Source organism: Leptotrichia wadei, assembly GCF_007990445.1.
In the GTDB taxonomy this organism is placed as follows: domain Bacteria; phylum Fusobacteriota; class Fusobacteriia; order Fusobacteriales; family Leptotrichiaceae; genus Leptotrichia; species Leptotrichia wadei_A.
This window is the reverse complement of sequence record NZ_AP019841.1, coordinates 419,342-432,423: the sequence shown is the minus strand read 5'-3', so window position 1 is coordinate 432,423 and position 13,082 is coordinate 419,342. Positions and strand designations below refer to the sequence as shown.

At 30.9% G+C, this 13,082-nt stretch carries 11 protein-coding genes; 2 read left to right on the top strand and 9 right to left on the bottom strand.

Annotated elements, in window-relative coordinates:
• Window positions 1-71: 71 nt before the first annotated feature.
• The 6 genes from rpsP to FVE74_RS02185 all read right to left on the bottom strand — a co-directional run bounded on the left by rpsP (window position 72) and on the right by FVE74_RS02185 (window position 6,555).
• Window positions 72-341 (bottom strand): 30S ribosomal protein S16, encoded by a 270-nt coding sequence (gene rpsP / locus FVE74_RS02210; protein ID WP_018450552.1) that lies wholly within the window; start codon window positions 339-341, stop codon window positions 72-74.
• Between the two features lie 209 nt (window positions 342-550).
• Window positions 551-1,543 carry a lipoate--protein ligase gene (locus FVE74_RS02205; RefSeq protein WP_147003002.1) on the bottom strand — a complete coding sequence of 331 codons (993 nt, stop codon included), beginning with the start codon at window positions 1,541-1,543 and terminating at the stop codon, window positions 551-553.
• Between the two features lie 21 nt (window positions 1,544-1,564).
• The gene (gene lpdA / locus FVE74_RS02200; RefSeq protein WP_147003001.1) at window positions 1,565-3,337 is read right to left on the bottom strand and encodes a dihydrolipoyl dehydrogenase; all 1,773 of its coding nucleotides are present in this window, start codon (window positions 3,335-3,337) and stop codon (window positions 1,565-1,567) included.
• A 52-nt stretch (window positions 3,338-3,389) separates the two neighbouring features.
• On the bottom strand, window positions 3,390-4,424 hold the full coding sequence (locus FVE74_RS02195) for a dihydrolipoamide acetyltransferase (RefSeq protein ID WP_036060044.1): 1,035 nt from the start codon (window positions 4,422-4,424) through the stop codon (window positions 3,390-3,392).
• An 18-nt stretch (window positions 4,425-4,442) separates the two neighbouring features.
• The gene (locus tag FVE74_RS02190) at window positions 4,443-5,435 is read right to left on the bottom strand and encodes an alpha-ketoacid dehydrogenase subunit beta (RefSeq protein ID WP_147003000.1); all 993 of its coding nucleotides are present in this window, start codon (window positions 5,433-5,435) and stop codon (window positions 4,443-4,445) included.
• A gap of 151 nt (window positions 5,436-5,586) precedes the next feature.
• Window positions 5,587-6,555 (bottom strand): thiamine pyrophosphate-dependent dehydrogenase E1 component subunit alpha, encoded by a 969-nt coding sequence (locus FVE74_RS02185; RefSeq protein WP_147002999.1) that lies wholly within the window; start codon window positions 6,553-6,555, stop codon window positions 5,587-5,589.
• Between the two features lie 324 nt (window positions 6,556-6,879).
• On the opposite strand from FVE74_RS02185, the gene asnA reads away from it, so the two are divergent.
• A complete protein-coding gene (gene asnA / locus FVE74_RS02180; protein WP_147002998.1) occupies window positions 6,880-7,896 on the top strand; it encodes an aspartate--ammonia ligase in 1,017 nt (338 codons plus the stop codon).
• Window positions 7,897-8,332: 436 nt separating this feature from the next.
• Here asnA and FVE74_RS02175 read toward each other — a convergent pair whose 3' ends face one another.
• Window positions 8,333-9,514, bottom strand: coding sequence for a dicarboxylate/amino acid:cation symporter (locus tag FVE74_RS02175; protein ID WP_147002997.1), 1,182 nt, complete (start codon window positions 9,512-9,514; stop codon window positions 8,333-8,335).
• A gap of 273 nt (window positions 9,515-9,787) precedes the next feature.
• Window positions 9,788-10,246, bottom strand: coding sequence for a DIP1984 family protein (locus FVE74_RS02170; protein WP_147002996.1), 459 nt, complete (start codon window positions 10,244-10,246; stop codon window positions 9,788-9,790).
• Window positions 10,247-10,496: 250 nt separating this feature from the next.
• Here FVE74_RS02170 and FVE74_RS02165 point away from each other — a divergent pair, with 250 nt between their 5' ends.
• Window positions 10,497-11,657 carry a CapA family protein gene (locus FVE74_RS02165; RefSeq protein WP_147002995.1) on the top strand — a complete coding sequence of 387 codons (1,161 nt, stop codon included), beginning with the start codon at window positions 10,497-10,499 and terminating at the stop codon, window positions 11,655-11,657.
• A 159-nt stretch (window positions 11,658-11,816) separates the two neighbouring features.
• Here FVE74_RS02165 and FVE74_RS02160 read toward each other — a convergent pair whose 3' ends face one another.
• Window positions 11,817-13,073: an efflux RND transporter periplasmic adaptor subunit gene (locus FVE74_RS02160; protein WP_147002994.1), complete on the bottom strand. Its 1,257-nt coding sequence runs from the start codon at window positions 13,071-13,073 to the stop codon at window positions 11,817-11,819.
• Between the last annotated feature and the right edge of the window lie 9 nt (window positions 13,074-13,082).

Below are 13,082 nucleotides of genomic sequence, written 5' to 3'. Positions count from 1 at the left end.
ACAAAAGACCAAAATCTCTTGCTAGTACAACAAAAAATGGAAAATAAATTATGAATCAAGAATTTTCAGAACTATTTTTTCTTAGTTTCTTGAAATTTAGCCCAAACTCCTGCTTTTGTTAAGATACTTTTAACAGTTTCAGTTGGTTGAGCACCGTTTGATAAGTATTTCAAGATTTCTTCCTCTTTCAATACTACTTGTTTGTCATCTTCAACAAGCGGGTTAAAAGTTCCAAGGTAAGCAACAGCTTTCCCATCTCTTCTAGATAAAGCCTCCATAGCTACTATTCTATAAAAAGGAACTTTTTTTCTTCCTAATCTTGTCAATCTTAATTTTAACATTAAATGTTACCTCCATACTATTCAATAATTTTAAAACTTATTATTTTAAATGCAATATGATTATACAAAAATTTTGATAAATTGTCAAGTTTTTTTTCTTTACACTTTTTCAAAAAAAACTATTGATAATTTCTGAAAATATGATATAATAAAAAAATTTTAAAACAAGGGGATTTACCCCTTGCTAAAAAATATTTCATAATCAATCCCTATTCTACAATAACTTCCACAACTTCATCCACCGTAAATTTAGAAAAATATTCCCCAATATCAACCGTTTCCAATTTTTCCTTAACATCTTCCCTCGTATATTTCACATCTTTCAAAAGATTTTCGATTTCACTCAAATCTTCATTTTTCCCGAAGAAATCCCCATAAAATTTAATATTTTTAATTCTAGAATTTTCAACTGTGGCAAAGATCTGGATTTTTCCATTTTTAAATCTTTTTCCTCTAGTTATATTAAATTCTGGAGACTCTCCATAATTCCATTCCCAGCTTCTTTTAATTTCAGCTCTTTTAGCAATATAATCCAACTCTTCCTTACTGAAAACATATTCTTTCATATCTGGATACTGTTTTTTCATATATTCCATAATTTTATCACCAAATTCTTCAACTGTAATTGGAGTTTTCAAATGAGGCAATATATTTGTAACTCTACTTCTAACAGATTTTACACCTTTTGACTCAATTTTATCTTTGGAAACTTTCAAAGCATCTCCCAAAGCACTAAAATCAACATTAAATAAAAGACAACCGTGATGCATCACTCTATCTTTTATGTAAGCCTGTGCATTTCCACAAAATTTTTGTCCATCAATTTCCAAGTCATTTCTTCCAGTAAACTCAGCTTTTACGCCTAATTCTGCCAATGTTTCAATTATTGGTTTTGAAAATTCTTTAAAATTGAATCCTTCCTGATTTTTATCTCTATTAGAAATAATCGTATAATTCAAATTATTCAAATCGTGATAAACTGCTCCTCCACCAGAAATTCTACGAATTACATGAATCCCTTTTTCTCTCGTATATTCCGTATTAATCTCCTCAATCGTATTCTGATACTTCCCAACAATTATCGAAGGCTCATTTATCCACAATAAAAATATTTCATCTTCATCTCTTAAATTTTTGAAGCAATATTCTTCCAAAGCAATATTAAATGCGGTATCATGAGTTTTACTAATATAATAAATCATAGTAACTAGTCCTCTTTCATTCTATTTTTTCTTTTTAGGTAAATGAACAGCTTCTCCTAAAACATCTGCACATGCTTCAAACAATGCTTCTGAATAAGTAGGATGTCCGTGTATCGTTTTGATTACTTCATCAACTGTAATTTCCATTTTCATTAATGTCGCAGCTTCGTTAATAATTTCAGCAGCTGAAGGCCCTACAATATGAACTCCTAAAATTTCTCCATATTTTTTATCAGCAATAACTTTTACAAATCCAGCAGATTCCCCTGATGCCAACGCTCTTCCATTTCCTACAAATGCGAATTTCCCTACACTTATATCATATTTTTCTTTAGCTTGTTCTTCTGTCAATCCAACCATTGCTACTTCTGGCACAGTGTAAATCGCTGATGGAATTGTATAAATTGAAGCTGAAGAATTTGTTTCTAATCTTGTTGCTCTGTGGTTTCCTTGAATTGCATTTTCTGCTGCAATTTCTCCCATTCTAAATGCCGCATGAGCCAACATTCTAGTTCCATTAATATCTCCAGGCGCATAAATACCTTTAACGCTAGTTTCCATATATTTATCCACTTTAACTTTACCATTTTCCAATTCTAAGTCAATTTCTCCAATTCCTTCTAAATCAGGCACTCTTCCAATTGACAACAATGCTTTTTCAGCCACAATATCATCTTTTCCATCAACTTTAATTGTTAATGTATCTCCATTATCAACTATTTCCTTAATTGCAGTTGAAGTTAAGATTTTCATTCCTTTTTTCTCTAATTCTTTTCTCAATGTTTCAGAAGATTCCCTATCCACACCAGGAATAATTCTATCCATCATTTCCACAACAGTTACTTCTGAACCAAATGAATTAAACACTTGCCCCAACTCAATTCCAACTACTCCTCCACCAATTACAGCTAATGATTTAGGAATTTGTTGAATATCTAAAATATCATCACTTGTCAATACTTTTGGACTGTCAATTCCTGGAATATTGATTCTTCCTACTTTTGAACCACCTGCTAAAATGATTTTATCAGTTCTCAATACTGTTTCACCTTTATCATTTGTAACAACAACATCTTTATCAACATTTATTTTTCCAATACCGTTATAGATTTTAACATCATTACTCTTCAATAATCCTTGAACTCCGTTTGTCAATGTTTTTACGATATCATTTTTCAATTTAACAACTTTTGGCATATCAATTGTGAATTTATCATTTTCCAAGATAATTCCTCTTTTTCCTGCCATTTCAATTCCTTCGATAATTTCAGCATTTTTCAAGAATGTTTTCGTAGGAATACATCCTTTATTCAAACAAGTTCCTCCAAAATGAACTTTTTCCACAATCGCTACTTTTCCACCTAATTGTGCTGCTTTAATTGCCGCTACATATCCTGCAGGTCCTCCACCGATTACAACCACATCAAATTCATCGTCACCTTTTGGTGCTTTTGGTTCATTTGAAGCTGAAACTGCTGGTTGAGCTGCTGTCACTGGTTCTGCTGCTTTTGGTTCTGGTGCCGCTTGAGGTGCTGCTCCTGTTGGTGCTTCTTCTCCTTCAGCTCCAATATACCCAATAACTTCCGTAACTGGCACAGTTTCTCCATCTTGTTTTAACACTTTAATTAAGTATCCTGAAGCCTCTGCCTCCAATTCCATACTTGTTTTATCAGTCATTATTTCAAGTAAGATTTCTCCCTCTTCTACTTTTTCCCCTTCTTTTTTGTTCCATTTCACGATTTGCCCTTCTGTCATATCTATTCCAGCTTTAGGCATAATTACTTCTACTGCCATTTATTTCACTTCCTTTATTTTATTTAATGGTATTTATAGTATTTCAAATTTTCTAAATTAACATTGCTAATGGATTTTCCAATAATTTCTTCAAATCTTGCATAAATTTAGCTCCAGCAAGTCCATCCACAACTCTATGGTCAATTGTTAAACACATTGTCATTATTGGTCTAATTACAATCTCTCCATCTACAACTACTGGTTTTTCAACTGTCGCAGCAACTCCTAAAATTGCCGAATTTGGTTGATTTATAATAGGATTAAAACTTTGCGTTCCAAACATTCCCAAATTACTAATTGTAAACGTACTTCCACTTTGTTCAGAAGGACTCAATTTCATTGCCAACGCCTTTTTAATAATATCTTTAGACGCAACTACCAATTCACTTAATGACATTTTATCAGCACCTTTGATTACAGGCACCAAAAGCCCATCGTCCATTCCAACAGCAATTGATAAATTTACATAATTATGCAATGTAATTTGTGTTCCATCTGCAGACAATTCAGAATTTACATATTTGTGTTTCATCAATGTTTTAACTACAGCAAATGAAATTAAATCTGTTACAGTTATCTTTTTACCTGTATTTTCCATAATTGTATCCATAACTTTTTTTCTCAATGAAATCAATTCTGTCATATCAACTTCATAATTTAATGTAAATGTAGGTGCCGTAAAGTAACTGTCTGACATTCTTTTCGCTATTACTTTTCTCATTGGTGACATTGGAATAACTTCAATATCAGCTTCTTCCACTTGTTCTTTTTCAGCCAATATTGCTTTTTCATGTCTTGCCAATTCTTCAGTTTCTTTCGGTTTAGCAATGATATTCAAAATATCTTCTTTCATTATTTTCCCGTTATGTCCGCTACCTTCTACTGTACTCAAATCAATGTTGTATTCTTGTGCTATTTTACTAGCCAACGGAGTAATTCTCACTTTTTTCTCAAAATTAAATTCTTCCACATCTTCTTTATGAATTCTACCTTTAGCTCCACTGCCTCTAACATTTAACAAATCTATTCCCATCATTTTAGCTAAATCTCTCGCAGCAGGTGTAGCTCTCAATTTGCTATTTTCCATCTTATTTTTCACCTTCTACTATTGTTTATTTTTTACTTTTCTAATTGCCTCAACAATTTTTTCAACACTCGGAACCATCGCTGTTTCTAAAGTATGATTATATGGCATAGGCACGTCTTCTCCAGCCAATCTCACAATTGGATGATCCAAATAATCAAATGCATCACTTTCTGAAATAATCGCTGAAATTTCCCCAATAAATCCACTTGTTTTATGAGCATCATTCACTAAAATAACTCTTCCTGTTTTCTTAACTGAATCCAAAATTATCTCTTTATCTAATGGTATCAATGTTCTAGGATCTACCACTTCTACGCTAATTCCTTCTCCAGCCACTATTTCTGCTGCCTTCAATACTCTTTCAAGCATTCTTCCGTAACTTACTATTGTAATATCCGTACCTTCTCTTTTTATTTCTCCCTTTCCTAAAGGAATAACAAATTCAGGATCTGTTGGAACTTCACCTTTCATATTATATTGCGCTTTATATTCCAAGAAAATTACTGGATTATTATCTCTAATAGCTGCTTTCAACAACCCTTTCACATCTGCAGGTGTTCCAGGTGCAACTACTTTCACTCCAGGAATATGCGTAAACCAAGCCTCCAATGATTGCGAATGTTGTGCCGCTGAACCTACTCCACTTCCTGCTGCACATCTAAATGTTACTGGTACTCTTCCTTTTCCACCAAACATATATCTAGTTTTAGCCGCCTGATTTACAATATTATCCATCATATACACGATAAAATCCATAAATGTTACGTCTACAATTGGTCTTAAACCAGTCATTGCCGCTCCAATAGCTGCTCCTGAAATTGCTGATTCTGAAATAGGCATATCCTTAATTCTCTCTTCTCCAAATTCTTCCAACATTCCTACCGAAGTCCCAAAATCTCCTCCGAATATTCCAACATCTTCTCCCATAAGAAATACATTTTCATCTCTTCTCATTTCTTCTGACATTGCTGTAATTATTGCCTCTTTTACAGACATTAATTTTGTCTCCATATTTATTTTTTCCTCCCAGTTTTTATCTCTTCTTTTTTCAAACACTATTTTCCTAATTTAACTCTCTTAGAATTTTTTCGAAATTTATATTTTTTAAATCAATATCTTTTTACTAAATTCCCAAAAATTCTTTTAGTAACAAACACTTTAATTAATCTGCAAAAATATCCTCAAATGCTGATTCAAGAGTTGGTTCTGGACTGTTTTTCGCAAAATCAACTGCTTCTTCAATTTTTTGTTTCGAATTTTCTTCCAATTTAGTTAATTCTTCCTCAGTAGCAATTCCTTCTTCAATCAATCTATTTTTAAACTTAATAATAGGATCTTTTGCCTTCCAAGAATCCACTTCTTCTTTTGTTCTATATTTCCCAGGATCTGAACTCGAGTGCCCAAACCATCTATATGTCACACTTTCAATTAAAACAGGACCTTTTCCTGCTCTTACATCATCCACTGCTTTTCTAAATGTTTCATAAACTGCCAAAACATCATTTCCATCTTCAATGAAATATCCAGGCATTCCATAAGCTACCGCTCTTTGATAAATATGCTCTACATTTGTAACTTTTTTAATATCTGTACTTATTCCATATCCATTATTAATTGAATAAAAAATAATTGGTACATTCCAAACTGATGCCAAGTTCATTGCTTCATGAAAACTTCCTTCATTTGTGGCTCCATCTCCAAAACAACACAGTACGATTTTTCCAGTATTTTTAACTTTTTGAGTATAAGCTGCTCCTACTGCCATTCCGTGTCCTCCACCAACAATTCCGTTAGCTCCTAAATTTCCACTTTCTAAATCGGCAATATGCATTGAACCACCTTTACCTTTACAAGTTCCTGTAGCTTTCCCCATAATCTCAGCCATCATTCCATTCAAGTCAATTCCTTTCGCAATAACTTGCCCATGTCCTCTATGATTAGACGTTATAAAATCATCAGGATTTAACGCCGCAATCGCTCCAACATTTGCCGCTTCTTCTCCAACTGACAAATGTGTCATTCCTGGAACCATCCCTCTTTTTACAAGTTGATTCACCTTCAAATCAAAGTTTCTAATATCTAACATTGATTCATACATACTTAATAATTTATCTTTAGATATATTTTCCATTTTTTCCTCCATTCTTGATATTTTAACTTTTAAGTTTTTCTATAATTCTAAATATATACATATTTAGTATAAAGCTATTAATATTTTGTTATTCAAAATTCTTTATTTAATTTTATCATAATTTTATAATCATTACAATATATATTTATAACTAATTCAAATATTAATACTAAAAAACAATATTTTATACTAAATCCCATTTAGAAAAAGATTATTTCTTTAAAAAATAACTTAAATAGGCTCAATTTAAAAAAATTTGACAATAGATAATAATTTTGATAACATCTATAGGTAGAATAAAAAATTGAGAAAGAAGGAGAGTATATGTCAAAAACTATAATTCCAAAAAATTATGATCCAAAATATGGAATCATGGAAACAGAAATTGCAATAAAAGCTGCAAAAGACTGTTTTGAGAGAGAACTTGCAAAAGCATTAGACTTAACAAGAATTTCAGCACCTATGTTTGTTAGAAAGTCTGTTGGGATTAATGATAATTTGAATGGCGTTGAACGTCCTGTGGCTTTTGAAATGAAGGAAATGCCAGATGTAACATTGGAAATTGTACATTCACTTGCAAAATGGAAAAGAATTGCATTGAAGCAATATGGTGTTGAAGAAGGAAAGGGTATTTATACAGATATGAATGCCATTAGAAGAGATGAAGATTTAGATAATATGCATTCAATTTACGTTGACCAATGGGACTGGGAAAAAGTTATTTCAAAAGAAGATAGAAATATTGACTTTTTAAAAGCAACTGTTAAAAAAATATATCAAGCCTTTTTAAATACAGAAAAAGAATTGACTGAAAAATTTGAAAAATTTGAAAAATTCTTGCCAAAAGAAGTTACTTTTATTACTTCTCAAGAATTAGAAGATTTATATCCTGAATTAACTCCAAATGAAAGAGAAGACAAATTTGCAAAAGAACACAAGGCAATCTTCATTATGCAAATCGGAAAAGTGTTAAATTCTGGAAAAAGACACGATGGACGTGCCCCAGATTACGATGACTGGGAACTAAACGGAGATCTAATTATGTGGAATCCAGTTTTAGACAGATCATTAGAATTATCTTCAATGGGAATCCGTGTTGATAAAGCCGCATTAGAACGTCAATTAAAAGAATTAAACCTGGAAGAAAGAAAAAATCTTGATTTCCACAAAATGCTTCTAAACGATGAATTACCATTAACAATTGGTGGAGGAATCGGGCAATCAAGAATCTGCATGTTTTTATTGCAAAAAGCCCACATTGGAGAAGTTCAAGCTTCAGTATGGACACCAGAAATCGTAAAAACATGTAAGGAAAATGGAATTAACCTTTTATGGTACTAATATAAAAAACAAAAAAATAACATAATAAAAAGTGAAAAACTAAAATTAATTAGTAATTCACTTTTTTTATTATTTCCTGCTATTCCTCATTAAAATTTATTATATTTATAATTTTTATGGAAAAACCTGCAGGTTATAATTTCCTGCAGATCTTGGAGGCAAAAAATGGCAATTTGTCATCTATTTGTTAAAGATTATATACAAAATTATAACCATAACAATGAAAGTAACAACATCACCATTCATCATTACTATTCACCTCCCTCCATTTCAAGGTTGGGTAGCGAACCCAGAAATATTATAACATAAAAAAATACCCCCTTCAACTAAGAAGAAGATATTTTTTCCGCTATTTTTTACCTTAAAATGGAGTATATCCATTACCTTTATGGGTTAATTATAGCATAAATTTTCTACTTTTTCAATCATACTAATTTTATTTTTTTATAAATTTATGATATATCCAATCAACTATAATGGCAATCGCATTATCTCCAGAAACATTAGCCGCTGTTCCAAAGCTATCCTGTGTTATGTAAAGTGCGATTAAGAGTGAAGCCATTGGGCTGCTTGAGGCAATTCCAACCATTCCTAAAAATGGAAGTGCAGACATTATTGCTCCTCCAGGCGCTCCAGGCGCAGCTACCATTGCTACTCCAAGTACCATTATAAACGGAAAAATTGTTGAAATTCCGTAGGACATGCTGTACATCATAAGTACAGTAACAACACAGCTTGTAATTGTAATAATACTTCCAGCCAAATGAATTGTGGCACATAAAGGAACTACAAATTCACGGATTTCAGGCGATGTTCCATTTCTTTTGGCACATTCAATATTTATTGGGATTGTAGCGGCTGAAGATTGTGTCCCAAGAGCTGTAAAATATCCAGGAATCTGATTTTTCATACAGACAAATGGATTTTTTCCTGAAAGCCCGCCAGCAAATATGAATAAACCTGCAGTATATAAAATATGCAAAATTATTACACAAATAAATACCTTTAAAAATATTGAAAGCGTTGCAAAAATTTGTCCACTGTAAGTCATATTCATAAATGTTCCAAAAATATAGACAGGAAGCAACGGAATAATTGATGTGCTTAACAATTTTGTAATTATCTTTGAAAATTCTCGAAAAAGGTTATATGTAATTTGCCCTTCTCCATTATTTCTAAGCCAGCTAATCGAAAGTCCCATTATGAATGCAAAAATAATTGCTGAAGTTACATCAAACATTGGTGCAACTGGAATGTCAAAATAAGCTGTCAAAAGATTCTTTTCAGGATGTTCCACCGTTGTAAACGAAGCAAAGTTAAGAATTTTCGGGAAAATACTAATTGCCATAAGATACGAAAGCGTACCTGCAACAATTGTAGAAAGATAAGCCAGTAAAGTTGTAATTCCAAGCAATTTTCCCGCTCCATGACGTAAATCTGAAATTCCAGTTACAACAAATCCAATAATCATAAATGGAATAATAAACGACAAATATTTACTAAACAACGACGAAAACGTGACAAAAATCCTTATAATCGGACTTGGCAAAACTAATCCAAGTAAAATACCAAGCACAATCGAAATAATCAAACGTGGCACAAGCCCTATTTTTTTCATAAAATTTTTTCTCTCCTTATAAATTTCTACATAGCAAAACCATTCCCGCAACCCAGCCTCAATATTATTAATTAACATATGGTAGTAACAATTACAATAATTCGTACAGATGTAACAATACTGGGATTAATCATAACTTTTGTAACTTCCCCGCATTACTCATTCTTGTAGGATATTTTTCCCCTAATATCCAAAGGTTTATGTTCACCTTAAAAATATCTACACCAAAAATCTTTTTATTTTTATAAATTACAATATTAAATACACTATTTTTTATTCTTCAACTAAGTCAATAGTCCAGTTTGCCTGTTGCAACTTTGTATCAGTTTCCCGAATTTCCTTAGACAATTTATCCAGCTTTTTCTGCTGTTCAGGAACATTAACCGTACTGAAAACCTTTATTTCCGCTGTAGAATACAAATTCACCTTTTGACTTGCAATTTCAATAAATTCACGCAAAATTCCTGCTTTTTGTGAAAGCGTATCTTTTTTTGCAATTAACTCCACCAATGAAATTCCATCAATTTTTGAAAGTGTATTTGTTCTATTTATTTTTACTATTAAATCATTTAACTGCGAAATCAAATTTTCTAATTCAGTTAATAAAAGTTCAGGATTTTCAGCAGGTTCTTCATTTTCCTGAACTTTGGCATTATTATTAAGTCTTGTTTTCAGCTGTGCAATTCTCTTTTGAATATCAGCACGTAAAATAAGAGCTTCAGCAATTTTCATTTATTTATCCTCCAATTTTTTGTTTTTACATATTTAAAGTATAATAGAAAAAACAGAAAATGTAAAGAATATTTTTCTCTTCTAAAATTATTTTTTTATGAATCATATTGCTTTTTACAGTAAATATATGTAAAATATATTAATATTGCAATTTTATTTATCAGGTAACAAAAAACTTGATCCTTTGCCAAGAAATTGCTAAATTGCTTATTTGTAATGACTACTAATAAACTATGAAAGGATTTAATAAATGAAAAAAAATATACTATTAATTTTATTTGCTATTTTGGCTTTTGCACTTGCATTAATTATTACAAGCCCTTTTTTCAAAAACTTTAGAAACAGATTTATTAATGCCGAAAAAATATTAGGAATCAAAAAAAATATTTCTAAAAATAATGGAAATGATAAAACAAATGAAAAATCAGAATTTACAATAATTGGAGTTGGAGATATAATGCTTGGCTCAAATTATCCATCTGATTTACTTCCAAAAAATGATGAAAATATTTTGAAAAATACTCAAGATGTGCTTCAAAATGCAGATATTACCGTGGGAAATCTGGAAGGAACGTTATTTGATAATGGCGGTACTCCGAAAAGCTGTGATAATCCAAATGTATGTTATGCTTTTCGCATGCCATCAAAATATGGAAAATATTTAAAGCAAGCTGGATTTGATTATTTGAGTGTTGCTAATAATCATAGCAATGATTTTGGAGAAACTGGAATTAGGGAAACTATTAAAAATCTTGATAATTTAAATATAAAATATTCTGGAATTAAAGATATTGCTGAAAGTTCAATTTTAGAAAAAGATGGTAAAAAATTTGGATTTATTTCCTTTGCTCCAAATTCAGCCACTGTAAAATTGAATGACTACAATTATGCAAGAAAACTTATTTCTGAATTAAAGTCAAAAGTTGATATTGTAATTGTCATGTTTCACGGCGGTGCTGAAGGTGCTGGAGCAGAACATATTACTCGAAATCACGAAATTTTTCATGGGGAAGATCGGGGAAATGTATATGAATTTGCCCATTTTGCGATAGATAATGGAGCAGATATTGTTTTTGGACAAGGACCGCACGTTACAAGAGCAGCCGAGCTTTACAAAAATAAATTTATTTCCTACAGTGGCGGAAATTTTGCAACTTTTGGAAAGATAAATATTTCAGGCTCTATGGGCCTTGCTCCAATTTTTAAAATTAAAATAGACAGCAACGGGAATTTTATCTCTGGAGAGATTATTCCTGTAAGACAAACTTACGGAAGTTTAGGCCCTTTCATAGACTCAGAAAAATTAGTTATCAAAAAAATAATTTCCTTAAATAAATCTGATTTTCCAAACGGAAATGGACTTTCTATAACTGATGATGGAAAAATGACCAAAATTGGCAATTCAAATTAAAAAACTTTATTTTATTTATTTACTGGCAAGGGGTTTTTACCCCTTGTGAAAAATCTTTTATTTTTACTAAATACCATTTGAATAATGAATACGTTATAAATCTTTTTACTAGATTAAACCCAATATTTACTTTCAAATAATTTAAAAAATTTCAATCTATTATTTTTGCTTCAATCTAATAATCTCCCTCTCATTTTCATCCATTTTATTTCCTATTTTTTCATTTTCATTCTCTAATTTTTCTATTCTTTTTTTCTTTTCAATTTCTTCATCTTGAATATTTCTTCTTTCCACAATTACATTATTTGTAATTTTATCATCAGGATTTTCCACAATTTCCATCCCTTCCTCAATATTCATCCCAAAAATCTCAATCTTTTCTCCATTATCCACCCCAACAAAAACTTCCCTTTCCCTAACCAAATTATTTTTATCAATCAAATAAATATAACTTTTCTGATTTTTAAAAATAATCGCTTTTTTAGAAACAGTTAAAACATTCTCTTTCTTTCTATAAATAACACGAATATCCACCTGCTCATTTAAAAATAAATCCTTAAAGGAAATCGGCAAAAACTCAAGCACATTCATATTTACAACTTTATTAATCTTAAATAATTCCGCTTCAATAACTTTTCTTTCAGAAAATAAATCTAAATTCCCTTTATTATCTCTATTTTGAAAACCTTCTTTGCCTTTATCATTTTTAATTTCAACTAATTCCTCAAGCGTTTTCTCTTCCCCAGCTTTTTTATTTTTTCTCCTAAAAAGGCTTACTTCAGCCATATTTCCAATACCCAAATTTTTAATTTTTTCATCTGTCATACTTTCACTTACTATTTTCAGATCATTCTTTTTCGCCAAAACAACTATAGGCTCATTTTTATTTACAATTCCACCTTTTACAGCATTAATTTTTACAATATATCCATCAAACGGACTTCTCACAGTTCTCTGAACTAACACAGCATTTTTCATTTCATCTTTTACTTCCAGCTCCAATCCATCTATTTCCCCTTTTACTTCTTGAATTTTCTGATTCACATCCGCCCCTAATTCCTGCTGTTTTTCAAGGTTCCTCAACTGTGCATTTTTTACGACTAGCAATGCTCTTTTTTCACTAATATCACTTTTCTGATAGTCGCTAAATTTTACTATTATATCGCCCTTTTTCACAAAATCTCCAGCTTTAAAATAAACATTATCAACTGATAAATTTACATCTAATCCAATTTTAGTAACATTATTTGCAACAACAGTTCCTTTCATATCTACAAAAAGTTCAAGATTTTCACGTTTTATTTTACTAATAATATATTTTCTATTAATTTTAGGTGTACAAAATTTTATCATAAAAAGGATAATAAAAATAAAAATCGTCGGCATTAACCAAATTAGTTCATCTTTTTTTTTCAATATTTTTCC